Origin of the sequence: Paenibacillus sp. Marseille-P2973, from assembly GCF_018101095.1 — a bacterium.
Classification (GTDB): Bacteria; Bacillota; Bacilli; order Paenibacillales; family Paenibacillaceae; genus Fontibacillus; species Fontibacillus vini.
In genome coordinates, this window is the sequence record NZ_JAGQEH010000003.1 from 348,327 (window position 1) to 373,634 (window position 25,308).

The window sequence follows — 25,308 nt, forward strand, 5'->3', positions numbered from 1 at the left end:
GACGGCCGCTGAGTATATTTTACTGATTAACAACCAAACTACTCTTCATGGAATGATTTATCGAATCTGAAGGGTGGCCGAAAGATGGATAACAAAAAAGGTGATCTGGCTGCGCTGGCATCCATTCCGCTCATCATGACCCTTGGAAATTCTATGTTGATCCCGATATTGCCGCAGATCTCCCGTGAGCTTCGTATATCATCTTTCCAGGTCAGCATGTTGATTACGGTCTATGCGGTAGTCGCCATATTGCTGATCCCGGTCGCCGGATATTTATCGGACAAATGGGGCCGAAAAAAAATCATCATTCCCAGTCTGATCATCGCAGGTGTCGGAGGAGCGGTGTCGGGCGCCGCCTCCTGGTTTGCCGACGGCACGGCCGTCTATTGGATTATCATCGCGGGGCGCTTGCTGCAGGGTGTCGGGGCTGCGGGAGCCTTTCCGATTGTTCTGCCGCTTGTCGGAGACATGTTCGATGATGAAGATGAAGTAAGCCACAGCCTAGGAATTATCGAAACCTCGAACACCTTCGGGAAAGTGCTCAGTCCTATACTGGGCGCTTTGCTGGGAGCGTGGATTTGGTATGTTCCATTTTTGGCTATCCCTGTCTTGTGCCTGATCTCTCTGCTGCTCGTGATCTTTCTGGTCAAGGAACCGGAACGAAATCAGGAAGCCAAGCCTTTGAGGGAATTTATGAAATCGGTCAAGGAAGTTTTTGCGGAAAAGGGCCGGTGGCTGTACGCCATTTTTGCGATTGGCGGAATATGCATGTTTTTGTTATTCGGCGTACTGTTTTATTTGTCCGATCAGTTGGAGAAGAAACACGGCCTGGACGGGGTACTGAAGGGATTGGTACTGGCCATTCCGTTAGCGGCTCTCTGCCTGGCTTCTTATATAACGGGTAAAAAAATCGGCAAGAATAAAAACCTGATGAAATGGTGCGGAGTCATCGGTCTTGTGCTTGCTACCGCAGCACTGTTTGGAATCAGTACATTTAACAATATTTATTTTGTGATCGGTTGCCTGATCATTTGCGGCGTCGGGATCGGCATCGTCCTGCCCAGCTCGGATGCCTTGATTACCGAAGGCATTGATAAGGAACTGCGCGGTACCATTACTTCGATATACAGCAGCATGCGGTTCATCGGGGTATCGCTTGGTCCGCCGGTCATTTCCCTTTTGGTGGGCGGAGGCCATATGATGATGTTTATCGTGATTGGTGCCGTATCCCTTATTGCCGTGGTGCTGTTGTTAATTATGGTTAAACCTGAATCGGGAGAAGGTAAAGGGAGCAAAGGAACCGGCGGGAAAGAAAAAAGGAAAGTTACAAAGACGCCGCGGCCCATTCATCAAAGTTAGCTTACCGTCAGCCAAGCCAAGTGATTTTCTTCCTAGCTAGCCATACGTACCACCCTCTATACTGGTCCAAATTATTACTTTTTTGTGCCGGGGAGGAAGATTTTGAGGATGAATGGGAAGAAAATAGGGTTTTGGTTGGTGTGCGGAATTGCTCTTGTGCTGGTCGGGGGATGTATGGAACAAGGTAATCGTGCGGCGAGCTCTCCTGATTTGGAACAGGCGCAGGTGGAGACCAATGCGGTTCCTGAAGGTTTTGACCTGGAGCATCAGCCTTATATAGGGGAACCTAACGCCCAAGTCAAAATTGTGGAGTTTTCAGATTACAAATGTCCCGCTTGCAAACGGTGGAAGGATGAAGTGCTAACTAAGCTCAAGATGGAATATCTGGATACCGGCGCAGCGGTGTTTTACTATGTGGACTTTCCGTTCCTGGCCCCCGACTCCAATTTTGCGGCACTTGCGGGGGAGTCGTTGTATCAGCAGAATCAGGAGTTTTTCTGGGTTTATTTTGATCTGATGATGGAGCATCAAGGCGCAAAAGATGAGGCCTGGGCAAATAAGGACTTTATAACGAAGCTGGTAAAGGAGAATATACCGGATGTCGATATGAAGACCTTTGAACAGGATCTTGAGGAACGAAAATATATAGAGAATGTGAAAAGAGATTTCATGATTGGGGAAAACCATCAGGTTGGTGGTACTCCGACGATTTTCATCAATGGTCAAGCGGTGGAGGATATTTCTTTCGAGGGAATCCGAACGGTAATCGATAACTTGTAACCTGCAACCAAAGAACTTCGTTTCCCTGGATGGTCCTTCGGGCCTGGGAATGCGCAGTTCTTTTTTGCTGTATTTTTTGGTATGATATTAGCTGATTATGTCAGTCAACAAACTGATTGTTACATATGGTACTTGTCGGTCGGTTCGTTCAGAACCCACTCCAGCATCATGAAAACTGTATCCATGAATATAGCATGATCGTATTTTACTTACAGGGGGCGCTATTATATGAACGCAAAACAAGCGGCGGGTTACCGTGCTGCCGAATTGGTCCAAGACGGGATGGTTGTCGGTCTCGGTACCGGGTCAACCGCCTATTATGCCATTGAGAAAATTGGTGAACGGGTAGCGCAGGGCTTGCAGATTCGAGCCATTGCAACATCGAATGCTTCGGAAGAGCTCGCTTTAAAATATGGAATTCCTCTCATTCCGGCTTCGGAAGTGGAGCGTTTGGATATCGCGATCGACGGTGCGGATGAGGTGGATCCTGAAATGGCGCTGATTAAAGGCGGCGGCGGTGCGCTGCTCCGCGAAAAGCTGGTAGCGATCAATAGCGACCGGTTTATCGTGATCGCCGACAGCGGCAAGATGGTTCCTCAATTGGGTCAATTTAAGCTGCCGATTGAACTGGTTCCTTTTTGCTATGAGTGGACGCTCGGACAGTTGAAACGAAACTACGACGTCCAGTTCGAAATGCGCACGCGTGACGGGGAATTGTATGTAACCGATAACGGGAATTATATCGTGGACGCGGCCTTCGGGAAGATCCCGTCTCCCGCACAATTGAGCCATGAATTGAAAATGATGACGGGCGTAGTTGATCACGGTTTGTTCGTTGACATCGCAGATACGGTCATTGTCGGATACGAGGACGGTCGGACCGAAATGATCGAGAAAAAACATTAGGAGGACATGCTGTGCTCGTTCGAGTGACATCTTTTCCGGTTCAGTCTGATATTGCCGAATTAATGGAATATGCGACCCGTTTCGATTCCGAGCAAGAGAAGAAGGCTTGGGAACTGTATGAGTCGGGCGCTGAACTGTACGTCTTTGAAGAAGAAGGGGAAAACATCGGACTGATCGGATTCACTACCGGTTCTTCAGGACAAATGGACATTCTTCATCTGGCGGTTCGTCCTGAGGACAGGCTTAAGGGCTATGGCCGGGGATTGATCGTGGAGGCGCTGCTGCTGAAACAGCCGAAGGTCGTTATAGCGGTAACGGATGAGGAAGAGGCTGACTTTTTCAGAAACATTGGATTTACAGTAAACGGGTTTAACCCAGGTCCGGACGAACCCGAGCAGTTCCGCTGCGTGTATGAGTCGGAAGAACCTGCTGAAGACTAAAAAGAAGTTTAGGCTTTTCACCGCTAATTGTAGCCATTTTAACCCCTTCGCCGGTGGCGAGGGGTTTTTTGTTGTGCGAGGAAAGTGGATTTGACAATCCACTTCGAACCTCATATAGTTCTATTAGCGAATTGTTTCATTATAGAACAATTGGGACAAGAGAGACTGAGGAGGGAGAGACTTCGGACTGATGCAAGGATCTAAAGAATTGATAGAGCGTTATATGGCGGCATATTTTACAGTGACGAAGCGACTGCACGGAGAAATTCGTGAAGTTCTGCAGGATGACTTGACGATGGATCAGTTCCAGATCATCGATTACATTGTGGTGCGCGGAAACGTGACTTCCACAGAACTTGCCGAATCTTTTGCCGTGGGGAAGAGCTCGATTACCGCAATCATTACGAGACTGGCGGATAAAGGCATTCTTGAGCGCACCCGGGACGAAGACGACCGGAGAGTCGTTTATCTGTCTCTGACGGACCGAGGATTAGACAACTATAAAAAAGCGCAAGCCAAAATCATGGAGACGGTGTCTACATACCTCGTTCATTTCGGCCATGATGAAGTCGAAGGATTCATCAGTGTATTTGAAAAGCTGGCCAATTTATTGGAGGAAGGGAGTGGGGAATCATGAAGTTTATTTTGAAGGCCAGATGGGTCATTGTACTGGTATGGATCGCCGCCGCGGTTCTGCTGTTCATCTCGGCCCCGTCCATGTCGGATCTGGTTCGCGAAAAAGGGGATATTGCCGTTCCGGAAGGCTATTCCTCTTCCACCGCATCAGCGATTCTGAGTGATATTTCGGATGCGAACGGAGGAGAGAAGTCAACTCAAATCGCACTTGTGTTTCATGCGGATGAAGGGTTGACCGGAGGCGATAAAGACGAGATTGAGCAAGCTCTAGGTACGCTTCGGAACCAAATGGATCAAATCGGCATCGTGTCGATCACCGATCCGTTCACTACTCCGGAAGCGGCGGACAAAATGATTTCGAAAGACGGAACAACGATTTTGACCTCGTTGTCCGTTAAACACTCGGACCGCCCGCTGACCGAGGTGGAGCGGGATATCCACAATGCGCTGGATCAGGTCAAAGCTGAGCATTACTTAACGGGACAAGAGCAGATCAACGAGGATATGGTCGTCAGTTCTGAACAAGGACTGAAAAAATCGGAATATTTTACGGTTATTTTTATTTTATTAATTCTCTTCGTCGTGTTCCGTTCGGTAATCGCCCCGTTTATACCGTTATTGACGGTAGGGATCAGTTATTTGGTATCGCAATCGATCGTCTCGTTTCTGGTTGACGGATTCGATTTTCCGATATCGACGTATACGCAAATCTTTATGGTCGCCGTCATGTTCGGGATCGGGACCGATTACTGTATACTCCTGATCAGCCGGTTCAAAGAAGAGCTCCAGCATGGGAACGACAAATGGGAAGCGATTATCCAGACGTACCGGAAAGCCGGGAAAACGGTGTTCTTTTCGGGTCTAGCGGTATTGGTCGGTTTTTCGGCCATCGGATTTTCGCAATTTGTTCTTTATCGCTCTGCGGTAGCGGTCGCCGTCGGAATCGCAGTGATGCTGATCGCGCTAGTAACGATCGTTCCGTTCTTTATGGCCGTGCTGGGAACGAAGCTGTTCTGGCCGCTCAGCGGTTCTTTGGAGCATAAAGAAAACCGCTTCTGGGGCGCTATCGGTTCCTTCTCTCTGAAGCGGCCATGGGCCGCTCTGTTGATCGTTGCGGCGGTTACCGTACCGTTTCTGATCAGCTACAGCGGGAATGTATCGTTTAACAGCATGGAAGAAATCGGGGATGAGTACGAATCGGTTAAGGCGTACAATCTGATTTCGAACAGTTTTGAGCCGGGAGAATCTTTGCCGACGCAAATCGTTATTAAACACGACAAGCCCATGGACAATGCGGACTACATGACCTTGGCGGAGAAAATCAGCCGTGAAGTTACCGGGGTAAACGGCGTCGCCAGTGTACGCAGCATGAGCCGTCCGACTGGTGACGAGGTTAAGGATTTTGCACTGAACAGTCAGGTGAAAACGGTTGGCGAAGGGCTTGGCCAGGGAAATGAGGGCTTGTCCAAAATTAAGAGCGGTCTTGCGGAGGCCAGCGCTTCATTGACCGAAAATGAGCCGAAGCTGAAGGAAGCGGCGGCAAGCACGGGCAAGCTGGCTGAAGGTACAGGCAAGTTGAAGGACGGAATCGCTGAGCTGCAAACCGGTCTGTCCGCCATAGAAAAAGGGATTAAAGAAGGTTCTACGGGGGCCGGGGGCTTGAAACAGGGCTTGGGACAGGTGAAAAAGAGCGCCCAGGATTTGGCGGCTGCTCATGATCAACTGTTGCAGTCCTATAAGCAGATCGGAAGCGGGTTAGGGCAATTTGGCGAAGGCATCGGACAAATCAGTAAACAGTTGGATGCAGCCGCTCAAAGTCTTTCCGGTCTATCCGCCCGTTTTGCAAGTTTGGAAAATAAATTCCCTGAGCTCGCCTCCGATCCGGACTACTTGACGATCGTAGGCACCGTAACGGAGATGGGCAAAGGCTTGCCGCAGATGTCGGCAGGTCTGGGGCAAATGGAAGCTGAATTCGGACGCGTAACCGCCGGTCTGAATCAAGCCAATCAAGGATATGAGGCTGCCGCAGCAGGAAGCAAACAACTGGCCGGAGGTTTTGATCAGTTAATTAGCGGGTTGACCCAATTAGAAACCGGGTTGGATCAAGCGGCTGCAGGACAGGGTCAAATCGTCAGTAAAATTCCGGAAGTGATAACCGGACTGTCGCAAATCCAAAGCGGGCAGGAGCAAATCCAGAATGGCTTCAGTCAGTTCTCGGGACAGATCTCCCAACTGACGGATGGATTGGATCAAAGTGTGGATGGCCTGGCACAAGTATCGGGCGGCTTGGATTCAGCCAAAGCATACTTAAACGAGGTTGGCGCTGCGGAAGGAGATCTTGCCGGCTGGTATGTACCGGAAGAGGCAATGGAGAACGAACAAATGACCCAAGTGTTCGATATGTATCTCTCTCCGGATCGCAAAGTCATGAAGCTGGACGTCGTATTCTCCAGCAATCCTTACGGGAACGAAGCGATCAATGAAGTAGAACCGATTCGCCTGGCGGTTGAAAAGGCGGTCAAAGGTACGGACTTGGAGAAGGCGGAAATTGCTGTCGGGGGCGTATCCAGTACTTTCAACGACCTGAAAACCATTTCCGGTGAAGATTATACGCGGACTGTAGTATTGATGTTGGCCGGGATTTTCATTATTCTCGTTCTGCTGCTGCGTTCGCTCGTGATGCCGATCTATTTGATCGCTTCGCTGGTACTGACCTTCTACGCATCCATGGGCTTTACGGAATGGGTGTTCGTCGACATTTTCAATTATTCGGGAATCAGCTGGGCTACGCCATTCTTCGGTTTTGTTATTCTGGTTGCACTCGGCGTGGATTACAGCATCTTCCTTATGGACCGGTTTAATGAAAACAAAGATTGGAACGTGAGCGACGCCATTCTGCATTCGATGCGTAATATGGGGACGGTCATTTTGTCGGCCGCCGTTATTTTGGGAGGAACGATGGCGTCCATGTATCCTTCGGGCGTGCTCTCCATGCTGCAAATCGCAACGGTCGTATTAACGGGACTGGCGTTGTATGCGGTGATCGTGCTTCCGTTCCTGATTCCGGTGATGGTCAAATTGTTCGGACAGTTCAATTGGTGGCCATTCCGCCGGAACACCGGGCAAAGCGAAAATGGATAATAAATAAGTAAAAGAACCGCGGGCTCCAGCCAAAGCAATTGGAGCTCGCGGTTCTTTGTTCGTGATCCGGGGGTCATTATAATGTCAGTGACTTAAAATAACTGCGGACGGCCCATTTCCGCTCGTGCCGTTTTTTGTATTTCGGCAAGCTGCGGTAAACGGCAAGCGATTCATTTAGGGCACTCTTAGCCTCTTCCTTTTGGCCAAGCGAGAGGTAAAGACTTCCGAGCAGGTAGTAGGCTTCGCTGGAGGAGGATTGGATTTCCCCGTACTTGGCGGCATAGCCGAGTGCTTTCTGGGGCTCTTTCTCCCGGAATGCAGCTGCCAGGTGCAAATAAGGCTGACCGTATTTTACGCGTTCGTTCAGACTTAATGCGTGCAGAATTTGGGCTTCTCCTTCTTCAAGACGGCCGAGGCCGATTAAAGCGGTGCCAAGATCGTCCCAATATTCAGCGGAAGTCTCAGAATAAGGCTTCACTTCTTCCAGCAGGTCATAGGCTTCTTTGAATTTCTTTGTGTCCAGCAACAATCTGGCAAGTTCACGTTTGGAAGATACATCGAAATTATTCAAAGAGAGCTGTTGCCGGAGCTTCGAGATGTTGCGATATCGTTTGAAAGGTTTGGAAATACTGGGGAATACTCCTACAAAGCGCCGATCCAGGAAGTAAATGATGACAAGCAGAACAAGAATGGCGATCAAAGGATTTCCGGTCAGCCACGACAAAAAAATAAAAAGCATTACCTTGCTCATAGGTTCCTCCACCCGTCATAATGATTTCCAATTATACCACAGATGGAGAACTTGGGCAGTTTATAATAGCTGATGGTCTTTTTGGGTATTAATTATAAGGATGATTTACCGAGTACAGGAAAGCCGCCCTAAAAATAAGGCGGCTGCGTATACTGTATTGGATTTTAGGGGTTATTGGTAGCCCCGAAGATGAACGCCGGGTTGATTCTGCATAAATTGTGTACCGGAGTTCATGGAGCCCGTTGAAAACCCGCCAATTTGACCGGAGTTTCCTTGGCCGAAGCTTTGTCCGCCCAGGGGACGGAGGCCGATGCCTGCGGAAGTTCTGTACTCCGGGTTGCCATAGTTATTCGATACGGAGTTTATATTTTGTTCGATTTGTCCGGCCAGTTGAACGATATGCTGATATTGCTGCATTGCTGTTTGATGGCCTTGCAGAGCCATTTGAATCGTGTGGGCGGCTCTTCTTTCTTTGTCCGCAATCTGTTCAAGCTGTGCAGCATTTTGTTGTTCCTGTTCCAAAAGTTGCTGATACATTGCGGTCGCTTGGCGGGTTTGCTGCTCCAGTTGTTTAATATGCTGTTCAATTTCCCGAAGTTGCGAAGAAGCTTGATTGTACATGAAATGAAACCCTCCTGATTAAGTTGTTTTGTAGTTGCGAAACCACAAATTAGGTTGCCCGGCCCAACCGAGGATATGCATGATCGGAGCGCGTGAGAGCATTACCATTACCGGCTCCGCCAGGTCTAATGCCGGGGAAGAAGTCACTGGAAGGGATAGGTGAGCAAAGAATGTATAAACTGGTGCTTGTCAGACATGGAGAGAGCGAGTGGAACAAATCCAACCTGTTTACGGGCTGGACGGACGTCGATTTGTCGGAAAAGGGAGTCCAAGAGGCAAAAGAAGCGGGTATTCTGCTGAAAGAAGAGAAGTTTGTCTTCGACGTTGCTTTTACTTCTTATTTGAAGCGGGCGATTAAGACGCTCTATTTCGTCCTTGATGCGATGAACCTGCTGTGGATTCCTACCCACAAAACTTGGCAGCTGAATGAGCGGCATTATGGGGCCCTCCAAGGTTTGAGTAAGTTGACGACGGCGCAGAAATACGGAGAAGAACAGGTGCTGTTATGGCGCAGGAGCTATGATGTTCTTCCTCCTGCACTGACCAAGGAAGATGAGCGGTATCCTCGCAATGATGTTAAATACAAGGATGTGCCCGATCAGTTTATTCCTTTGTCGGAAAGCCTGAAAGAAACGATTGTCCGGGTGGAGGATTACTGGGAACGGGAAATCAAGCCGCAAATTCTTGCCGGCAAAAAGGTGATTATTTCGGCGCATGGGAATAGCTTAAGGGCCTTGATCAAATACTTGGACAATTTAAGCGCTGAGGAAATTATCGACCTTAACATACCGACAGGGACTCCGCTCGTTTATACGCTGGATGATCAATTGAAGCCTCTGGAAAAATATTATCTTGGCAGCGAAAGAAGAGTCGAGCACAAAATCGAAAAAGCAGCCGATCCCGACAAAATTATGGAGTAGCGGGATTAAAGGGCGGGATGTCCAAGCGCATCCTGCTCTTTTTTCATAAATTAAAAGGGAGGTGATGAGATGAACAGCACAGAATTTATTGCTAGAATAGCTCCCGATGCAATAAGAGACTGGCTTCGGAGCGGCGTGCCGGCTTCCTTGACCATCGCCCAGGCCGCATTGGAGTCGAATTGGGGATCCAGCGGACTTACCCAGAAAGCAAACAATTTATTCGGAATAAAAGGAAACGGTCCTGCCGGCAGCATAGTTATGCCGACGACGGAGTATCGAAACGGATCATATATCAAAATTAATGCCTCGTTCCGGAAGTATCATTCCTGGGCGGAATCCGTTGAGGATCATACCCGCCTGTTGCAAAACAAGCGGTACGCCGCGGTGTTGCACCGGACAGGCAGGCAAGCGGCATATGCCGTATCGGCGGCAGGGTATGCAACGGATCCTGACTATGTAGCCAAGCTGATCTCTTTGATGGATAAGTACAATCTTTATCAATACGATACACGGGAAGGAGATGAACCGATGACTGCGGAGGAGAAGAAGCAGTTTGAAGCTTTGCAGGATATCGTACGCAAGCAGGCTGAACGGATCGAGGAGTTGGAAAAAAAGGCAAACACAAAGCTGCCGGACTGGGCCAGGGAGGCTGTTCAAGCCGCTGTTAATTACGACAAAAAGGAACCGTTGATCAACAATCCGGAGACGGGGGGCTTTGATTTTTATCGTTTAATCACGATCATGCACCGCCGCGGACTGTTCGACAAAAAGAATGCGGGCTGATGCTGGAAGCGCCGCGAAGCATAGAATACGCAATAAGACCCTGCTGGAAAAACAGCAGGGTCTTTGACGCTAAATGACGATATTTTAATGTAAAAGTTACGTTTTTGTAAATTGTTTGTATACTTTATTTTGGAAAAGGCTTATACTTAAGCTATGAGAAACATCATTGCAAGGTTGAAAGAGTATCGTGATGGTTAAATAAAACCCTCTCTTTCTGCTCAATGATTGCTTTAGAAAGGAGTGTGTTTAATGGAGTCGATGGAGCATTTGAAAGAACGCTACAAATCGCTGGAAGAGCGACTTCGCCTGTTTATTCTCGTTCATTCCGACATTGAATACGTCCATGGGTCATCAGAATGCGTCGAGGGCGGGGCTTTCGCATGGTCCGAGCTTTCCGCTGAATCGAAATATATCCAATCGGAACTTTATCACGAATATATATCATTGATCAAGCAATCCAGACAGCATCTCATAAGGGTCGGCAGCGGCTACCTGGAAACTTACGACCGCAGCTGTGCCGAGGTCAAAACCTACGTAAAACAAGAAAACTTAGTTTGGGGCCCTTCTTTGCAGGACGTATTTAACACTGTAAAGAAAGAATTGGACCTCCAGCGGGGACTGATCGCTCAGCCCATTTTAATCTAGGCGGCAAGTCATCGCAAAGCAATAACCACGTATCAGCACTGTAAGTGGACATCTCCACGAAAACTGAATAATGCTTCTTTTATCGTAAAATCGCCGATCTTACCCCGGCGGTTTTTTTGCGTTTTATCGACGTATCCTTTATTCCAAATAATAATTACCCAATGCAATTGCTTTTAAGCAGTTTTTTTAATATTTTAAATAAAATTTTATTGTTTTATTTTTTGATAGAGGCGGAAATAATTGGATTAGATGTAGGAATTCGTTTTAAAAACGCCTAAGCACAGCATTCGGGGCCAAATTGAAGGAGCTCGAGCAGTTGGGATAAATTCATCGTTACCCGGTCAAAAATGAGCGCGGTAAGATCATGTCAAGGGAGATTTATTTATTTATACGAAAGCCATCATTACGTCCATAATCGGGTTTTCCAGTAGTGTAAAATGCAACACTAATAATCAGTTCTGACACAATGCTAGTTAGAACACAGAAAGGGTGATACTATGGGACTACAAAAACATATGGAAGGACCAGCGTATGGCGAACGAGATCAACAAGAATTTGGTTAAGTGCAAAGTTTGTAGTGGAATAGTTGCTACAAGTGCTAGAAGATGTCCACATTGTGGAGCAAGGTTAAAAATGCACCCGGTTTTAGGATGTTTCCTTTGGATAGTAGGATTGATTGTTTTGTTTATTATAGTCATGGTATTCCTGGTTTTATTTATGAATTATCGAAAAATAAGATGATCCAAAGTCACTCATTCGAGAGTGGCTTTTTTATTGTTCAGTGAAGAATCATCGCATATGTTTGAGGTAGTATTGGTGGATTTAGTCATCAATGCACAAAAAAAAGGACAAAAGCCCTCGTAGAATACCACGCTACAAGAGCTTTTGTCCGGGCACCCCTCGCGGGGCGCCCATCATGGGAGAGGAGAAACCGGACGAAGAGCTTATGGGGAAACGTAAGTCTTCTCCGCGGTTGTCTACGACATTTGTGATGTCGATAATTCAAGTGTTGTCCGTTCCTTGCGTGTTTATACATCCGCGAACCAAAATCTTCTCGGATTCGATTTTTCAATCTTTACGCGATTATGGTACGATATCGACAGGTATTTAGACATAAAGGATGGTAACTTGCATGAGAGTGATATCGGGCAGCGCCCGGGGGCGAACGCTGAAAGCGGTCCCCGGCATGGGAACTAGGCCGACGACGGATAAAGTGAAGGAAGCTTTGTTCAGTATGATCGGTCCGTATTTTGACGGAGGAGCTGTGCTTGATTTGTTTGCGGGCACAGGTGGTTTAGGAATCGAAGCGCTAAGCCGCGGCATGGACAAGGCTGTGTTCGTCGACTTGGAATATAAGAGTATTGAGGTTGTCCGTTCCAATTTAAAAGCGGCCGGACTTGAAGATAAAGCCGAGGTATACAAGAATGACGCCGAAAGAGCTTTGAAAGCACTGGCTAAGCGGGAAGCGGCGTTTGATCTGGTCTTTCTCGACCCGCCGTACCGGTTGAAACACGTGGACAAGCTGATGGAAACGATGGATAGCCTGAAGTTGCTGAAGCCGGAAGCAACGATCGTGGTCGAATACGATTCTTCCTTTGAATACCCGGACAGCTTCGGTCCCTTCAAGGAAGTCCGTAAAGCGAAATACGGTGAAGCGGCCGTCTCCGTCTACAACTATGAACAACAAGAATCAAGCCCGGTCCAGGAACCGGGCAAGGAGGAGTAACATGGAACACCAGCTCAAAACGCCGCGCATTGCGGTATATCCCGGCAGCTTCGATCCGGTGACCAAAGGTCATATGGATATCATTCAGCGCGCTTCCCGCCAGTTTGACAAACTGATTGTGGCGGTGCTGAACAACCTTAGCAAAAATCCTCTGTTTACCGTAGAGGAGAGAAAAGAATTGCTTGCGACCGTGACCGGGCATTTACCTAACGTAGAAATTGACAGCTTTCGCGATTTGTTAGTGAATTACATGGATTACAAGCAGGCGCATGTCATCGTGAGAGGGATCCGGTCCGTAACGGATTTTGAATATGAGCTTCAGCTCGCCTCGACCAATCATAAGCTGAACAGCGAAGTCGAAACCATATTTATGATGACCAACCCGAAATATTCTTACCTTAGCTCCAGCGTGGTCAAAGAGATTGCCAGCTTTCACGGGGATGTCGGGGATCTTGTTCCGGCAGAAGTGGAAAAAGCGCTGAAAGCCAAGTTCGTTAAGTAGGGTTCTTGAACCTTTAACTTGACCGTTTTCTGGTGATCAGGGAGAGAATCAGAATTCCGGTAATCAGCAGAAAAAATAATGAGAATTGCATTTGTATGAGTCCGGCGATCTGTTTCCATTCCGGTATAGGAAAGCCCATTCCCTCGCCTGACCTAATGACGGCATAACCGGTTTCCGCGTTAGCGGGAAGAGTCCCCGGCAGCAACCGTGTAAGTGGGCGCCACAGCAAAAGCGTTAATACATAGGCATAAGCTCCGTGAATCAAGCGGTTGACCAGAAAAAGGGCGCTTCCTAGTCCTACTGGCTTAAGCACGGCTCTAACCTGAAGATACGCACAAATACCGCTCCAGCCCAGAAAGGCGCCGAGCAAGGCGCTGACGATTGCAGGAGGCATCGCCGTTTCAGCAACCGCATGGGTGCCAAGGTGGATCTCCAGCGCTCCCGCTACGGAATAGGCCGGTATAATGTCGGGAAGAGCGGAAAGAAGCACATGGATCACGACGGCAAAAATAATCATATAACCGCCGACGGTCATTAGTGTCTGCACCCCTGCACTGACGGCATCGCCCAGCAATTTCCCGAAGCTCCGGCCATCGGCTATGCGGGCGTCCTCCATTTGAACGGCCGCAAGCCGGAAGCGGGAGACCGTTGGTTTGGGGCTGGCTTTAGGTGCAACTGACCCCGTTTTCCGCAGAGAACGAGTCCCCGAGGATAATAAATGGAGCGTAACTCCGGCTGCAATTCCGGACAACCAATGAACGGCCAGCAAAAAAAGGCCTAATTCGGGCCGGCTCATATACCCGGTCCCGATGACCACGACGAGCAGCATCGGACTGCCAAAGTGCGCGGTGCTGGCCATTCTTTCCGCCTCAAGGGCGGTTATTTTGCCTTGTTTATACAAGCTTGCCGACGCGGAGGCGGCGGCCGGAAATCCGGCAGTCAGCCCAAGCGGCAGCACCCAGGCATAGGAACCGGGAAGACCGAGCCCTCTTCGCGTCAACGGCTCCAGCAGTACGCCAAGGCCGTGGGCGAAACCGCTCGCCAGCAATATTTCGGTTAGTACCAGAAAGGGCAGCAGGGCCGGGAAAACGACTCTCCACCAGATCGATAAACCTTGACCGGAAGCATGAAAGGCTTCGCCCGGTGCGTAGACTATACAAATCACGAGCAGGATGGCGGATAGTCCGAACAGGAGTGTCGACGGGAGACTGCCGCCGGCATGGCGCTCGCTATGCAAAGGCTTCACCTTCTTCGAAAATAATGAATAGTACAAGATATGCGAAGGGCAAGGAGTACATGCCTTAATGAAGATATCAGACTTCCAGTGCGTTTTGCGGCACTTCGGAGTATGGGCTTCTTGACATAAGGGGGGAATTAAGGATGCGTAAATCCAGATCTGCAGTCATCAAGGCGGGGCTGTATTTCATCTCGCTGGCTATATTGGTCTATGTCGTTGTGTATATGCCGACGCCCTATATGATTCATCAGCCGGGATCGGCGGATGAGATCAAGCCCATGGTCAGCGTGGCGGGCGGAGATCAAGAGGAAAAGGGTGCGTTCATGCTGACGACTGTTTCGGAGAGTTATGCGAACCTCGCAATGCTCATTACGACTCAATTCAAGCGGCATGCGGAAATTATTCGCAAGGAGCCCGACCGGAATGACGAGGAGTATGAGACTCAGCAGCGGTACTATATGAGCAGCTCGCAGTCCAATTCCATCATGGCGGCATATAAGCAGGCCAAGATCGATTATGCAGTGGTGCCCGAGTATGTATTCGTTGTCGGCTTTTCCAAAACGGTTACGCCCAAAGGTGATTTTCATCCGGGAGATATTATTAAGAAGCTAAACGGAGAGCAAATCGGGAACTTTGAAGGTTTGGCTGCGGCTTTGAAAGAGAAAACCAGCGGAGATAAGGTACCTTTGGAACTGGAACGCGGTGGCAAAAAGATCGATCAGCAGGTTGAACTTGTGAAAATCGGAGAGGAAAATGGAGAGCCTAAAGCTGGCCTTGGGGTCAGCGTGGGCGAAGTGCGGAAGGTACAGCCGAGCGATCCGGACAAGGAGGTTCATTTTGAAGATACCCGGATTGGCGGACCGTCGGCGGGCCTGATGTTTACTCTTGAAATCTATAACCAGCTTACCCCGGGAGATCTCAGTAAGGGCTACCGGGTTGCCGGAACCGGCACGATGTCGGAAGATGGTAGCGTCGGACCGATCGGAGGCGTACAATTTAAAATTGTCGCCTCGGAGCGGCAGCATGCGGATATATTTTTTGTGCCGGAGGACAATTATAAAGAGGCCAAGGCAAAAGCAGATGAGATCAAGAGCGGAATGAAGCTCGTTCCGGTCAAGCAGGTCGACGATGCGCTTAAGTACCTGGAGGAGCTTCCTGCCAAAGGCTGATTCTTAGACTTCTTAAAGGCGGATTGGTGGTTGTCGGTAATCCCGAAATAGATCGGACATCTCGCGTTTCGGCATGGCGGAAGCGTAAGCCGCGGAAGCCCGCAGGTCAAGCTCCAGCTGAGGATCGTCCAGCCCGGCGGCCCGGGTGACAACAGGAAGGGAGGAAGTGGTCTTCATCCGCTTCAGCAGCTCCTGTCCTTTGTCGCTAAACCCGAGCACACGCAAGTAACCGGGACCACCGCTCAAAGCTTCCGGAGTTAAGGCTGACCGGTGGTGCTGGAGCAGGACATGCAGCAGGGTGCGCTGCAGCTTGGTATGGGTGTATCGTTTGGTTTTGAGCTGCTTCAGCAGCTCGGTTACCGATGGGCTTTCCAGTCCCGGGAGCAGTTTTTTGATCCGGAATTGTAGCCCTTCGTTCATTTCGTGGTGATCGGCGAGTTCCTCGGGCGTGCAGAGGAGCAGCCGGTGGAACAGCTGTCGTTCGAAGCTGTTCCATGTGACGGGCCCGCGGCCAGCGGCAAATTCGCGGGCCAGGATATCCGCCGTGAACTGCGGCAGGTAGGGGGCGGCGGCTTCCAGCCCGCCCTCGGCCAGCAGCGTCCGCACGGCGGTAGCGCTCGCGATCGCGGCGTCCGTCGGCGCCGCGTCGTGGTAGCCTGCGGCCCGCCGCCGCACCGTGAGCGGCGCGATGCCGCTCTGCAGCCGCCGCAGCGCGATCAGGTAGTGCAGCCCCAAACTGTTGTTGGGCTGCATCAGAAGCGCTCGCGCTGCGGCGGCATCGCCGCCGTCGCCGGCGCAGGTGCGCGCGGCGGCTGCGGCGTAGGCGGCGGGGTAGCTCGCCCCCGTGGCGAGCTCCTCGGCCACCGCCGCCTTAAGGGCGGCGCTCTCGTCCGCCAGCTGCCGGCTGAGCGGCAGCAGCGCCTCGAGCGCCCCGGCTTCGCTGCCGAAGCAAAGATGCGTCACGACGCCCGTCGCCTCAAGCAGGGCGACAGCGCCGTACGCAAACCATTCGGCCGGCTGCACCGCGTAAGCCACCGGCAACTCAAGGACGAGATCGGCGCCCAAATGCAGCGCCATCTCGGTTCTCGCCCACTTGTTCACGATAGCGGGCTCGCCGCGTTGCAGAAAGTCGCCGCTCATGACGGCGACGACCGCATCGGCTCCGGCCAGCCGCTTGGCCTCCGCAAAATGGAAGGCATGTCCGTTGTGAAGCGGGTTATATTCAACGATTAGTCCGACGGTATTCATGGTTCCACACCTTTTACTTTTGGAGGTTGTTCAAAAAGTCATCTTTTGATCACGAAGCATTTCAGGATCTTTAACCGACTTTTTGAACACGTATTTTAATTGAATTTACTTTTCTGTTTAAATAGTAATATACCATAAGAAGACGAATTGGCCGAAATGACCGCGATATAACAGGAAATGCCGCTGGACGGTTGACAAAACTTACTTAAAATCGGTATAATAATTTTTGTTTGTTTGGAGTGATATTCATGATTTTTCATTTTCGTCAGTTGGCTTCATCCGAGAAACCGTTGGAGATCCATCAGGAGCTTGATGTGAGCCGTGTTATCAAGGGACGCAAGGATATTACCGGAGCCGGACCACTTAAGGCCGATTTGCAGGCGGTGTCTGCTATGGGCGGTATAGTGAACGTATCCGGGAAGCTAACCGGGGAGTTGGACATGTCCTGTTCCCGTTGTCTGAAGCCCTTGACTCACAAAGTCGATATCAAATTTGAAGAAAGCTTCAAGCAAAGCGATCATCCCGAGGCAGAATCGCAGGGTGAAGATGAAGATATTCAGGTGGTGGCCGAAGATCAAGTCGATCTGGTGCCATACATCGAGGAATCTTTTCTTCTGAATCTGCCGTTTGCAGCTTTATGCAAGGAAGACTGCAAGGGACTTTGTCCCAACTGCGGAACCGATCGGAACGAGCGGGATTGCGGCTGCAATACGGAACGGATTGATCCACGTCTGGCCTCGCTCAGCGATTTTTTCAAAGAGTAAATTAATGTGTTAAACAAACCGGAACCCGGGTTGACTTGAATAAGGAGGTGGGAACCATGGCAGTACCTCAACGGAGAACGTCCAAAACGCGCCGCGACAAACGCCGCACGCATTTCAAATTGGCTGTGCCGGGCATGGTAAAATGTGAACAATGCGGAGAAATGAAGCTTGCTCACCACGTATGCAAAGTATGCGGAACATACAAATCGAGAGAAATTATCAATCAATAATAGTTGATAATCCTCAAGAGACCAAATAGTATCTCATTTCGGTGAGATGCTATTTTTTTTGCCGAAACGGCCTTACGAGACTCTCAAAATAGGGAGATAGGCATTGCCCCTTTCTTTTTTTAGGGAGATGTTTTATACTTTTCCTTAGTACCAGGTTCTAAAATCAAGGTTTAAAGTGCGTGTTCAAAAAGTCAGGTTATCAGGACCAAGAAGGTTGAACGAAGCTAGGGACTGAGTAGCGGAGCGTACATGGGGTACGTGAGCAACGGAAGGCCCAGCTGAGTTCAAGATTCGACGTCGAACCAGCTTCATGATATGCTTCGTCATGGAAAGATGACTATTTGAATTACCTCTTAAAATAAACATATAAATATATAAATGTTTCATCCTGTTCTTTAAAAGGGGGGGATATCCATCGAACGCTTGCCGAAAAGGGCCAGGCAGCAACAGCTTATGAAGCTTATAGAAGAAAATCCGTTTGTTACGGACCAGGAGCTGACCCGGCAGCTTAAAGTCAGCATCCAGACGATTCGCCTGGACCGGTTGGAGCTAGGTATCCCGGAGCTGCGCGAACGAATGAAGCTGATGGCTGAACGTTCCTATGATCAGGTTCGTTCCCTGCCGTTGCACGAGGTAATCGGGGATATCGTCGATCTGCAGTTGGATAAGAGCGGGATCTCTATTTTTGAAATCCGTGAGGAGCATGTATTTTCGCGGACAGGCATCGCCCGGGGGCACCATGTATTTGCCCAGGCCAATTCCCTGGCCGTCGCGGTCATCAACGATGAGATCGCATTGACCTTTTCTGCGGATATCCGTTTTATCAGGTCGGTTCATTTAGGGGAAAAATGCATCGCCAAAGCTTATGTCCGCCCGATGTCCGGGAATAAGGGCAAAGCTAAGGTCGAAGTCTTCACCTATGTCGGTGAAGAAATGGTATTCCAGGGGAACTTCGTCATCTACCGTTCAACAGGCGATGACAATCCCATTCATGAAGGAGGAAATTAGGCATGCGAATCGCGATTGACGCGATGGGGGGAGACCATGCGCCGAAAAGTACGGTTGAGGGCGCTTTGGCGGCAGCCAAGGAATGGAGCGATATCGACATCGTTCTTGTCGGCCGCAAGAGCGACCTGGAACCGTTGTTGATAAATGCGCCGTCCAATCTTACGATCCACTCTGCCGAAGAGGTGATCGACGCGGAGGATGAGCCGGTAAAAGCGGTTCGCCGCAAGAAGGACGCCTCGATGGTCGTCGCCGGCCGCATGGTGCGCGAGGGCCAAGCGGATGCGATGATTTCGGCCGGTAATACGGGCGCCCTGATGACGACGGGCTTGCTCGTCGTAGGGAGGATGGAAGGTATTGAACGGCCTGCACTGGCGCCGATGATTCCGACGCTCGACGGGCGCGGCGTTCTCGCACTGGATTTGGGAGCGAACATGGACGCGAAGCCCGAACATTTGGCCCAGTACGCTCTGATGGGAAGTGTTTACCGGCAAAAGGTGCACGGTATTGCCAAACCCCGGATCGGACTGCTTAATGTCGGTACCGAGGCCAAGAAGGGTAACGAACTGACCAAAGCGGCTTATCCGCTGCTGGAAGAGCTGCCGATCGAGTTTGTAGGCAATGTGGAAGCCCGTGATGTGTTGACCGGAGCCTGTGATGTTCTGGTATGCGACGGTTTTGCCGGCAACATTCTGCTGAAGACGCTGGAGGGCACTGCTGGGGCCATGTTCTCGCTGCTTAAGACGGAATTCACGAAATCGCTCAAGAACAAATTGGCCGCGGCCGTGCTCATGCCATCGATGCGGAGCCTCAAGCAGACGCTTGATTACAAGGAGCATGGCGGCGCACCGTTGCTTGGACTTAGCGGTTTGGTTGTCAAAGGACACGGCTCGTCGGACGGAGAAGCGATCAAGAACGCGATTCGCCAAGCGCGAACCGCGGTTCAAAGCCGGTTGACGGAGAGCATATCAGAGGAAATCAGCGGGAAACAGGGGGCGGAATCATGAGTTTACGTTCGATAGGTATAGTCGGATTCGGGAAATATGTACCTGAAAAGGTGTTGACCAACGCGGATTTGGAAAAAATGGTGGAGACGAACGACGAATGGATCGTCTCGCGGACAGGTATCCGCGAGCGTCATATCGCGGCGCCGGAACAGGCAACCTCCGATCTGGCGTATGAGGCGGCCGTACGGGCGCTTGAATCTGCGGGTATGGCGGCGGAAGATCTGGAGTTGATTATCGTCGCGACGGTAACGCCGGACATGACGTTTCCTTCGACAGCCTGCATTCTGCAGGATAAACTCGGCGCCAAGAAGGCAGCTGCATTCGATTTATCGGCCGCTTGCTCGGGCTTCGTTTACAGTATGGCGACGGCTAACGGATTTTTACAAACCGGAATGTACAATAACGCACTCATTATCGGGGCCGATACTTTGTCCCGCATTACGGATTATACCGACCGGAACACCTGTGTCCTGTTTGGTGACGGAGCCGGAGCGGTCGTTCTTGGCGAAGTACCGCAAGGCCGGGGTTTCCTCTCATTTGACCTTGGCGCGGAAGGCGCAGGCGGCCCGCTTTTGAAATTGGAAGGCGGCGGTTCGCGGTTACCGGCCTCGCAAGAGACCGTGCAAGGCGGCAAGCATTTCATTTATATGAACGGCCGGGAAGTGTTTAAATTCGCTGTTCGCGTGATGGGCACGGCTACCGAGGAAGTGCTGCGCAAAGCAGGGAAGACCAAGGAAGATATCGACCTTTTCGTACCGCATCAGGCCAATATCCGGATTATCCAATCCGCGATGCAGCGGCTTGATTTGCCCGAGGAGAAGTGCGTAATCAATGTGGATAAATACGCGAATACGTCAGCGGCTTCTATCCCGTTAGCGCTCGTCGAAGCGGCTGAGGAAGGCCGGATCAAGGAAGGCGATACCGTTCTTCTGGTAGGCTTCGGCGGCGGATTAACCTGGGGAGCATCCGTGCTTGTCTGGTAATCAAATCTGGTTTTGATAATAGCGTGACAAGGAGTGCATAGACTAGTATGGGGAAAATAGCTTATGTTTTTCCGGGTCAGGGTTCCCAAAGCGTAGGAATGGGCAAAGATATGTATGACAGCGCGCCGGAGACTCGGCGTATGTTTGATCAGGCCGATTCCGTGCTCGGATTCCCGCTGACACGATTGATCTTCGAAGGCCCGGAAGGGGATTTGAAGCAAACGGCAAATACGCAGCCTGCGCTGCTGACTACGAGTGTCGCTTTATACGAGGCATTTGCGAGCAAAGGCTTCAAACCCGACTATATGGCGGGCCACAGCCTGGGCGAATACAGCGCCCTGACGGCTGCGGGAGCTTTGTCGTTTGAGGATGCCGTAGCGACGGTGCGCGCCCGCGGTGAGTTCATGGAGCAGGCCGTGCCCGGCGGGCAGGGAGCTATGGCGGCCGTGCTGGGCGGCGAGCGGGAAGCTCTGGCCGGATTATGCGCGGACATTACGAGCGGCGGTAACGTCGTGGAACTGGCAAACATCAATTGCCCCGGGCAAATCGTGGTCTCCGGAAGCAAAGAGGGCGTGTCCCAAGTTGTGGAGCGAGTGAAAGAGATCGGAGCTAAGCGGGCAATCCCGCTGGAAGTCAGCGGACCGTTTCATTCTTCCTTGATGACTTCGGCGGCCGAACGCTTAAGTGAGAAGCTGGCGGATGTTACGATTCGCGATGCTTCTGTCCCTGTCGTTGCGAATGTGACGGCACGGCCCGCTCAGAGTGCTGGAGAAATCCCGGAGCTTCTCATCCGGCAGGTATACAGCCCCGTATTGTGGGAGGACAGTGTTTCCTGGTTAATCGCCCAGGGTGTCGATACGTTCATTGAATTCGGGCCGGGAAGCGTGCTGACCGGTTTGATCCGGAAAATCGACAAAAGCGTCCGTACCTTTAATGTGAGCAGCTTGGAAAGTGTGGAGCAAACAGCGGAAGCTTTGCGAGATACGGTTTGAAACCCACTGACAAGCCGATCCTTTTCTGGTATTTTATAGTTTAAGGTACCTCCGTAAGCTCTTGGAAAGGAGATGAATGAATGATGGCAAAAATCCTGGAAGGGCAGAATGCCCTGGTCACCGGCGCATCGCGCGGCATCGGCAGAAGCATCGCTCTGGCGCTTGCCGAGGCAGGAGCGAATGTAGTTGTGAACTATGCCGGGAATGCAGCGGCGGCTGACTCCGTTGTTTCCGAGATCGAGGCGCTTGGCGTGAAGGCCTACGCCGTCAAAGCCCATGTAGGCAACAGCGAGGAGTTTGAAGGTATGGTCAAAGGCGTTCTCGAAGCGTGGGGGCGGCTTGATATTTTGGTAAACAACGCCGGCATTACAAGAGATAATTTGATTATGCGAATGAAAGAAGAAGAGTTTGACGCTGTGATCGAAACGAATCTGAAAGGTGTGTTTAACGGTATCAAAGCCGTGACTCGTCCGATGATGAAACAGCGCTCGGGGCGGATTATCAACATTTCCTCCGTCGTGGGTGTCTTGGGCAATGCCGGTCAAGCCAATTATGTCGCTGCCAAAGCCGGAGTAATCGGCTTGACGAAATCGTCGGCGCGCGAGCTTGCTTCGCGGGGAATTACCGTGAACTGCATTGCTCCGGGCTTTATTGAGACGGATATGACGGAGCAGCTCTCCGAGGAGCTGCGTCAGGGAATGCTGGGAAGCATCCCGCTTGCCCGGCTCGGCCAGCCTGAAGAGATCGCCAAGGTCACTGTTTTCCTGGCCTCGGACGGCGCGTCATATATGACGGGGCAGACGCTTCACGTAGACGGCGGGATGTATATGTAATTTGCAATCTCGCTTCTGGCATTTTATTCTCAATTCTCGTATAATACCATGGAGGAGGTGAACCGGATGTCCGATGTATTGGATCGCGTAAAACGCATTGTGGTGGATCGCCTTGGTGCAGATGAAGCCGAAGTGACGCTTGAAGCGTCTTTCAAAGATGATTTGGGTGCTGATTCGCTCGATGTTGTTGAACTAGTTATGGAACTCGAAGATGAATTCGACCTGGAAATTTCAGACGAAGATGCAGAGAAGATCACGACCGTAGGTGAAGTTGTAAACTACATACAATCTCATACCTAAAGTCATCTTTAAAAGTCCCGTACCTCCTTATCAAGCAGGCGGGACTTCTCCTCATCTTAAGAGGGAAATTTCTTTGACCGCCGGTTGTTTTTGGATGGTATATGGAATTTGATATTACACATGAAGTCTATACGAGGTGAGTGTGTTTGAAACATAGAGTGGTAGTAACCGGCATGGGTGCAGTAACGGCCCTCGGACATGATCTGGAGACGTTCTGGAGCAATCTTACGTCTGGTAAATCCGGCGTATCTTTGATCGAGTCCTTCGATGTCAGCGAATATCCGACGCAAATTGCCGCTTCGGTGAAAGACTTTAATCCCGAAGATTATATTGAACGCAAAGAAGCAAGAAAGATGGACCGGTTTGTCCAGTTTGCGGTGGCCGCTGCAACAAGCGCACTGAAGGACAGCGGTTTGAATATTGCCGAACAGGCTGATCCGGAACGGGTCGGCGTAATGATCGGCTCGGGCATCGGCGGCCTGGGCACGTGGGAGGATCAGCATAATATTTTGCTGCAAAAAGGTCCGAAGCGTGTAAGTCCGTTCTTTATCCCTATGATGATCGCAAACATGGCCTCCGGGCATGTATCGATCCTGTTCGGAGCCAAAGGTCCGAACAGCACGGCGGTGACTGCGTGCGCGACCGGAACTCATTCCATTGGTGATTCGTATAAGCTGATTCAGCGCGGCGATGCCGATGTGATGATTTGCGGCGGCGCGGAAGCAACGATCCGTCCTACGGGGCTCGCGGGCTTTTGTGCGATGCGGGCGATGTCCACCCGCAATGACGAGCCTGAGAAGGCAAGCCGTCCTTTTGATACAGAACGGGACGGATTCGTCATGGGCGAGGGATCGGGAATTCTTATCCTCGAATCGCTGGAGCATGCGCAAAAACGCGGAGCGAAGATCTATGCCGAGGTCATCGGTTACGGTCTCAGCGGTGACGCACATCATATGACAGAGCCGGATCCGAACGGGCCGGAGCGCTGCATGAAGATGGCGATCCGCGATGCGGGCATCGATCCTAGCGAGGTGGATTACATCAATGCGCATGGAACATCCACCCCGGTCGGTGACAAATCGGAAACGATCGCCATCAAGCGTGCTTTAGGCGAACATGCATCCAAGGTCGCGATTAGTTCAACCAAATCGATGACAGGTCACTTGCTCGGTGCTGCCGGCGGCGTAGAAGCCGTCATCTGCGGTCTGACGCTGCAAAACGGTGTCATCGCTCCGACGATCAACCTGGAGAATCCGGACCCGGAATGTGATTTGGACTATGTTCCGAACGTAGCCAGAAAAGCGGATGTACGGGTGACCATGTCTAACTCCTTCGGATTTGGCGGGCATAATGCCACGATTATTCTGAAGAAATTCGAAGCATAAGGGGACAGTCTGTTGAGTGGAGATCTTAAGCAGTTACAACAAAAACTTCAACTGGCATTCCAAAATAAGCAGCTCTTGAAACAGGCCTTCACCCATGCGTCCTATGTGAACGAGCATCGGTTTAGCCAGCATGAGGACAATGAACGGCTGGAGTTTCTTGGAGATGCGGTTCTTGAACTGACGGTATCGGAACATTTATACCGGATTTTCCCGGATCGGCCTGAAGGCGAGCTCACCAAGCTGCGTGCAGCGATCGTTTGCGAGCCTTCCCTGGTCAAATTCGCGGAGAGTCTGGAATTCGGCAAATACGTTCTTCTTGGCAAAGGAGAAGAGCTGACTGGAGGAAGAACTCGTCCGGCTCTGCTGGCGGATGTGTTTGAATCCTTTGTCGGTGCGCTCTATCTTGACCAAGGCCTGGAGGCGGTAACGACATTCCTTCATAGTCACGTATTCTCCCAAATTATGCTGGACGGCAAGTTGCAGACGACGGATTACAAGACGGAGCTACAGGAGCTGACCCAACATCATAATATGGGCGTACTTGAGTATCGGATCGTCGAGGAACGCGGACCTGCGCATGAACGGGAATTCGTGTCCGAGGTATTCATGGAAGGACGCGGCCTGGGCCGGGGAACCGGCAGATCGAAGAAAGAGGCCGAGCAGCAGGCGGCGGCCGTTGCATTGGAACGGCTTAAGCAAAGCGAGCAGAATCCTTCCTAACCGGACGGGTGGCGCTTCGTATGATGCCAGGCATAGATTAGGAAATGCAGCCTTAGTCGGTCTTTTTGGCCGGGTAAGGCTGTTTTTTGTTACATTCAGCACGAGTTCCGGTTACAAGTAAATTTATATGGCAGTCCGGGGGAATCGTTTAACTAAAATTCGGGCTAAATCCTGCTGCGGAATCTGTTTTCTTCGCCTGTCCTACGGGGCCGCGGGTATGATACA

Annotated in this window: 27 protein-coding genes; 23 read left to right on the forward strand and 4 right to left on the reverse strand. The window is 50.8% G+C overall.

Features of this window, described 5'->3' with window-relative positions; genetic code table 11:
- Window positions 1-84: 84 nt before the first annotated feature.
- The 6 genes from bcbE to KB559_RS08550 all read left to right on the forward strand — a co-directional run bounded on the left by bcbE (window position 85) and on the right by KB559_RS08550 (window position 7,262).
- Entirely contained in the window at window positions 85-1,359 is a 1,275-nt protein-coding gene (bcbE, locus tag KB559_RS08525) for a bacillibactin exporter BcbE (RefSeq protein WP_211021294.1), read from the forward strand.
- A 108-nt stretch (window positions 1,360-1,467) separates the two neighbouring features.
- Entirely contained in the window at window positions 1,468-2,139 is a 672-nt protein-coding gene (locus KB559_RS08530; RefSeq protein WP_211021295.1) for a thioredoxin domain-containing protein, read from the forward strand.
- Between the two features lie 228 nt (window positions 2,140-2,367).
- Window positions 2,368-3,045, forward strand: coding sequence for a ribose 5-phosphate isomerase A (gene rpiA, locus KB559_RS08535; protein WP_211021296.1), 678 nt, complete (start codon window positions 2,368-2,370; stop codon window positions 3,043-3,045).
- A gap of 11 nt (window positions 3,046-3,056) precedes the next feature.
- The gene (locus tag KB559_RS08540) at window positions 3,057-3,485 is read left to right on the forward strand and encodes a GNAT family N-acetyltransferase (RefSeq protein ID WP_211021297.1); all 429 of its coding nucleotides are present in this window, start codon (window positions 3,057-3,059) and stop codon (window positions 3,483-3,485) included.
- Between the two features lie 190 nt (window positions 3,486-3,675).
- Window positions 3,676-4,122 (forward strand): MarR family winged helix-turn-helix transcriptional regulator, encoded by a 447-nt coding sequence (locus tag KB559_RS08545; RefSeq protein WP_211021298.1) that lies wholly within the window; start codon window positions 3,676-3,678, stop codon window positions 4,120-4,122.
- Window positions 4,119-7,262 (forward strand): MMPL/RND family transporter, encoded by a 3,144-nt coding sequence (locus tag KB559_RS08550; protein WP_211021299.1) that lies wholly within the window; start codon window positions 4,119-4,121, stop codon window positions 7,260-7,262. The genes KB559_RS08545 and KB559_RS08550 overlap by 4 nt, the downstream gene beginning before the upstream one ends.
- A 76-nt stretch (window positions 7,263-7,338) precedes the next feature.
- Here the strand turns inward: KB559_RS08550 and KB559_RS08555 are convergent, their stop codons facing one another.
- Both KB559_RS08555 and KB559_RS08560 read right to left on the reverse strand, forming a co-directional pair.
- On the reverse strand, window positions 7,339-8,013 hold the full coding sequence (locus KB559_RS08555) for a tetratricopeptide repeat protein (protein WP_211021300.1): 675 nt from the start codon (window positions 8,011-8,013) through the stop codon (window positions 7,339-7,341).
- A gap of 171 nt (window positions 8,014-8,184) precedes the next feature.
- Entirely contained in the window at window positions 8,185-8,634 is a 450-nt protein-coding gene (locus KB559_RS08560; protein WP_211021301.1) for a hypothetical protein, read from the reverse strand.
- A 170-nt stretch (window positions 8,635-8,804) separates the two neighbouring features.
- Here KB559_RS08560 and gpmA point away from each other — a divergent pair, with 170 nt between their 5' ends.
- From gpmA to coaD, 6 genes are all read left to right on the forward strand, one after another.
- Window positions 8,805-9,554 (forward strand): 2,3-diphosphoglycerate-dependent phosphoglycerate mutase, encoded by a 750-nt coding sequence (gene gpmA / locus KB559_RS08565; protein WP_211021302.1) that lies wholly within the window; start codon window positions 8,805-8,807, stop codon window positions 9,552-9,554.
- A 69-nt stretch (window positions 9,555-9,623) separates the two neighbouring features.
- Window positions 9,624-10,337 carry a glycoside hydrolase family 73 protein gene (locus KB559_RS08570; RefSeq protein WP_211021303.1) on the forward strand — a complete coding sequence of 238 codons (714 nt, stop codon included), beginning with the start codon at window positions 9,624-9,626 and terminating at the stop codon, window positions 10,335-10,337.
- A gap of 249 nt (window positions 10,338-10,586) precedes the next feature.
- Window positions 10,587-10,982 carry a hypothetical protein gene (locus KB559_RS08575; protein ID WP_211021304.1) on the forward strand — a complete coding sequence of 132 codons (396 nt, stop codon included), beginning with the start codon at window positions 10,587-10,589 and terminating at the stop codon, window positions 10,980-10,982.
- A 916-nt stretch (window positions 10,983-11,898) separates the two neighbouring features.
- A complete protein-coding gene (locus KB559_RS08585; RefSeq protein WP_211021535.1) occupies window positions 11,899-12,093 on the forward strand; it encodes a single-stranded DNA-binding protein in 195 nt (64 codons plus the stop codon).
- Window positions 12,094-12,114: 21 nt separating this feature from the next.
- Window positions 12,115-12,708 carry a 16S rRNA (guanine(966)-N(2))-methyltransferase RsmD gene (gene rsmD, locus KB559_RS08590; protein ID WP_211021306.1) on the forward strand — a complete coding sequence of 198 codons (594 nt, stop codon included), beginning with the start codon at window positions 12,115-12,117 and terminating at the stop codon, window positions 12,706-12,708.
- 1 nt (window position 12,709) lies between these two features.
- Window positions 12,710-13,210 carry a pantetheine-phosphate adenylyltransferase gene (coaD, locus tag KB559_RS08595; protein WP_211021307.1) on the forward strand — a complete coding sequence of 167 codons (501 nt, stop codon included), beginning with the start codon at window positions 12,710-12,712 and terminating at the stop codon, window positions 13,208-13,210.
- Window positions 13,211-13,223: 13 nt separating this feature from the next.
- Here the strand turns inward: coaD and KB559_RS08600 are convergent, their stop codons facing one another.
- A complete protein-coding gene (locus KB559_RS08600) occupies window positions 13,224-14,456 on the reverse strand; it encodes a nucleoside recognition domain-containing protein (RefSeq protein WP_481856438.1) in 1,233 nt (410 codons plus the stop codon).
- A gap of 134 nt (window positions 14,457-14,590) precedes the next feature.
- On the opposite strand from KB559_RS08600, the gene KB559_RS08605 reads away from it, so the two are divergent.
- A complete protein-coding gene (locus KB559_RS08605; RefSeq protein ID WP_211021309.1) occupies window positions 14,591-15,616 on the forward strand; it encodes a SepM family pheromone-processing serine protease in 1,026 nt (341 codons plus the stop codon).
- A 12-nt stretch (window positions 15,617-15,628) separates the two neighbouring features.
- Here KB559_RS08605 and KB559_RS08610 read toward each other — a convergent pair whose 3' ends face one another.
- Window positions 15,629-16,864 (reverse strand): nucleotidyltransferase, encoded by a 1,236-nt coding sequence (locus tag KB559_RS08610; RefSeq protein ID WP_211021310.1) that lies wholly within the window; start codon window positions 16,862-16,864, stop codon window positions 15,629-15,631.
- A gap of 248 nt (window positions 16,865-17,112) precedes the next feature.
- On the opposite strand from KB559_RS08610, the gene KB559_RS08615 reads away from it, so the two are divergent.
- The 10 genes from KB559_RS08615 to rnc all read left to right on the forward strand — a co-directional run bounded on the left by KB559_RS08615 (window position 17,113) and on the right by rnc (window position 25,083).
- Complete coding sequence (locus KB559_RS08615) at window positions 17,113-17,628, forward strand: YceD family protein (RefSeq protein ID WP_211021311.1); 516 nt, start codon at window positions 17,113-17,115, stop codon at window positions 17,626-17,628.
- Between the two features lie 56 nt (window positions 17,629-17,684).
- Window positions 17,685-17,858 (forward strand): 50S ribosomal protein L32, encoded by a 174-nt coding sequence (rpmF, locus tag KB559_RS08620; RefSeq protein WP_211021312.1) that lies wholly within the window; start codon window positions 17,685-17,687, stop codon window positions 17,856-17,858.
- 423 nt (window positions 17,859-18,281) lie between these two features.
- Window positions 18,282-18,866, forward strand: coding sequence for a transcription factor FapR (fapR, locus tag KB559_RS08625; RefSeq protein ID WP_211021313.1), 585 nt, complete (start codon window positions 18,282-18,284; stop codon window positions 18,864-18,866).
- 2 nt (window positions 18,867-18,868) lie between these two features.
- Window positions 18,869-19,870 (forward strand): phosphate acyltransferase PlsX, encoded by a 1,002-nt coding sequence (gene plsX / locus KB559_RS08630; RefSeq protein ID WP_211021314.1) that lies wholly within the window; start codon window positions 18,869-18,871, stop codon window positions 19,868-19,870.
- Complete coding sequence (locus KB559_RS08635; protein ID WP_211021315.1) at window positions 19,867-20,853, forward strand: beta-ketoacyl-ACP synthase III; 987 nt, start codon at window positions 19,867-19,869, stop codon at window positions 20,851-20,853. Before plsX ends, KB559_RS08635 begins: the two co-directional genes overlap by 4 nt.
- A gap of 47 nt (window positions 20,854-20,900) precedes the next feature.
- A complete protein-coding gene (gene fabD / locus KB559_RS08640) occupies window positions 20,901-21,845 on the forward strand; it encodes an ACP S-malonyltransferase (protein WP_211021316.1) in 945 nt (314 codons plus the stop codon).
- A gap of 83 nt (window positions 21,846-21,928) precedes the next feature.
- On the forward strand, window positions 21,929-22,678 hold the full coding sequence (fabG, locus tag KB559_RS08645) for a 3-oxoacyl-[acyl-carrier-protein] reductase (protein WP_211021518.1): 750 nt from the start codon (window positions 21,929-21,931) through the stop codon (window positions 22,676-22,678).
- Window positions 22,679-22,744: 66 nt separating this feature from the next.
- Window positions 22,745-22,978, forward strand: coding sequence for an acyl carrier protein (gene acpP / locus KB559_RS08650; protein WP_018750834.1), 234 nt, complete (start codon window positions 22,745-22,747; stop codon window positions 22,976-22,978).
- Between the two features lie 146 nt (window positions 22,979-23,124).
- Window positions 23,125-24,363, forward strand: coding sequence for a beta-ketoacyl-ACP synthase II (gene fabF / locus KB559_RS08655; protein ID WP_211021317.1), 1,239 nt, complete (start codon window positions 23,125-23,127; stop codon window positions 24,361-24,363).
- Between the two features lie 12 nt (window positions 24,364-24,375).
- Window positions 24,376-25,083 carry a ribonuclease III gene (rnc, locus tag KB559_RS08660; protein WP_211021318.1) on the forward strand — a complete coding sequence of 236 codons (708 nt, stop codon included), beginning with the start codon at window positions 24,376-24,378 and terminating at the stop codon, window positions 25,081-25,083.
- Window positions 25,084-25,308: the final 225 nt, after the last annotated feature.

What these genes read in the sequence shown, in the direction of transcription:
- KB559_RS08550 (WP_211021299.1), top strand. Translation starts at nt 4,119, where the DNA reads ATGAAGTTTATTTTGAAGGCCAGATGGGTCATTGTACTGGTATGGATC.
- rpiA (WP_211021296.1), top strand. Translation starts at nt 2,368, where the DNA reads ATGAACGCAAAACAAGCGGCGGGTTACCGTGCTGCCGAATTGGTCCAA.
- fabD (WP_211021316.1), top strand. Translation starts at nt 20,901, where the DNA reads ATGGGGAAAATAGCTTATGTTTTTCCGGGTCAGGGTTCCCAAAGCGTA.
- KB559_RS08530 (WP_211021295.1), top strand. Translation starts at nt 1,468, where the DNA reads ATGAATGGGAAGAAAATAGGGTTTTGGTTGGTGTGCGGAATTGCTCTT.
- rpmF (WP_211021312.1), top strand. Translation starts at nt 17,685, where the DNA reads ATGGCAGTACCTCAACGGAGAACGTCCAAAACGCGCCGCGACAAACGC.
- KB559_RS08605 (WP_211021309.1), top strand. Translation starts at nt 14,591, where the DNA reads ATGCGTAAATCCAGATCTGCAGTCATCAAGGCGGGGCTGTATTTCATC.
- KB559_RS08585 (WP_211021535.1), top strand. Translation starts at nt 11,899, where the DNA reads ATGGGAGAGGAGAAACCGGACGAAGAGCTTATGGGGAAACGTAAGTCT.
- plsX (WP_211021314.1), top strand. Translation starts at nt 18,869, where the DNA reads ATGCGAATCGCGATTGACGCGATGGGGGGAGACCATGCGCCGAAAAGT.
- coaD (WP_211021307.1), top strand. Translation starts at nt 12,710, where the DNA reads ATGGAACACCAGCTCAAAACGCCGCGCATTGCGGTATATCCCGGCAGC.
- KB559_RS08545 (WP_211021298.1), top strand. Translation starts at nt 3,676, where the DNA reads ATGCAAGGATCTAAAGAATTGATAGAGCGTTATATGGCGGCATATTTT.
- KB559_RS08615 (WP_211021311.1), top strand. Translation starts at nt 17,113, where the DNA reads ATGATTTTTCATTTTCGTCAGTTGGCTTCATCCGAGAAACCGTTGGAG.
- bcbE (WP_211021294.1), top strand. Translation starts at nt 85, where the DNA reads ATGGATAACAAAAAAGGTGATCTGGCTGCGCTGGCATCCATTCCGCTC.
- KB559_RS08575 (WP_211021304.1), top strand. Translation starts at nt 10,587, where the DNA reads ATGGAGTCGATGGAGCATTTGAAAGAACGCTACAAATCGCTGGAAGAG.
- gpmA (WP_211021302.1), top strand. Translation starts at nt 8,805, where the DNA reads ATGTATAAACTGGTGCTTGTCAGACATGGAGAGAGCGAGTGGAACAAA.
- KB559_RS08555 (WP_211021300.1), bottom strand. Translation starts at nt 8,013, where the DNA reads ATGAGCAAGGTAATGCTTTTTATTTTTTTGTCGTGGCTGACCGGAAAT.
- acpP (WP_018750834.1), top strand. Translation starts at nt 22,745, where the DNA reads ATGTCCGATGTATTGGATCGCGTAAAACGCATTGTGGTGGATCGCCTT.
- rsmD (WP_211021306.1), top strand. Translation starts at nt 12,115, where the DNA reads ATGAGAGTGATATCGGGCAGCGCCCGGGGGCGAACGCTGAAAGCGGTC.
- KB559_RS08610 (WP_211021310.1), bottom strand. Translation starts at nt 16,864, where the DNA reads ATGAATACCGTCGGACTAATCGTTGAATATAACCCGCTTCACAACGGA.
- KB559_RS08560 (WP_211021301.1), bottom strand. Translation starts at nt 8,634, where the DNA reads ATGTACAATCAAGCTTCTTCGCAACTTCGGGAAATTGAACAGCATATT.
- fabG (WP_211021518.1), top strand. Translation starts at nt 21,929, where the DNA reads ATGGCAAAAATCCTGGAAGGGCAGAATGCCCTGGTCACCGGCGCATCG.
- KB559_RS08635 (WP_211021315.1), top strand. Translation starts at nt 19,867, where the DNA reads ATGAGTTTACGTTCGATAGGTATAGTCGGATTCGGGAAATATGTACCT.
- KB559_RS08570 (WP_211021303.1), top strand. Translation starts at nt 9,624, where the DNA reads ATGAACAGCACAGAATTTATTGCTAGAATAGCTCCCGATGCAATAAGA.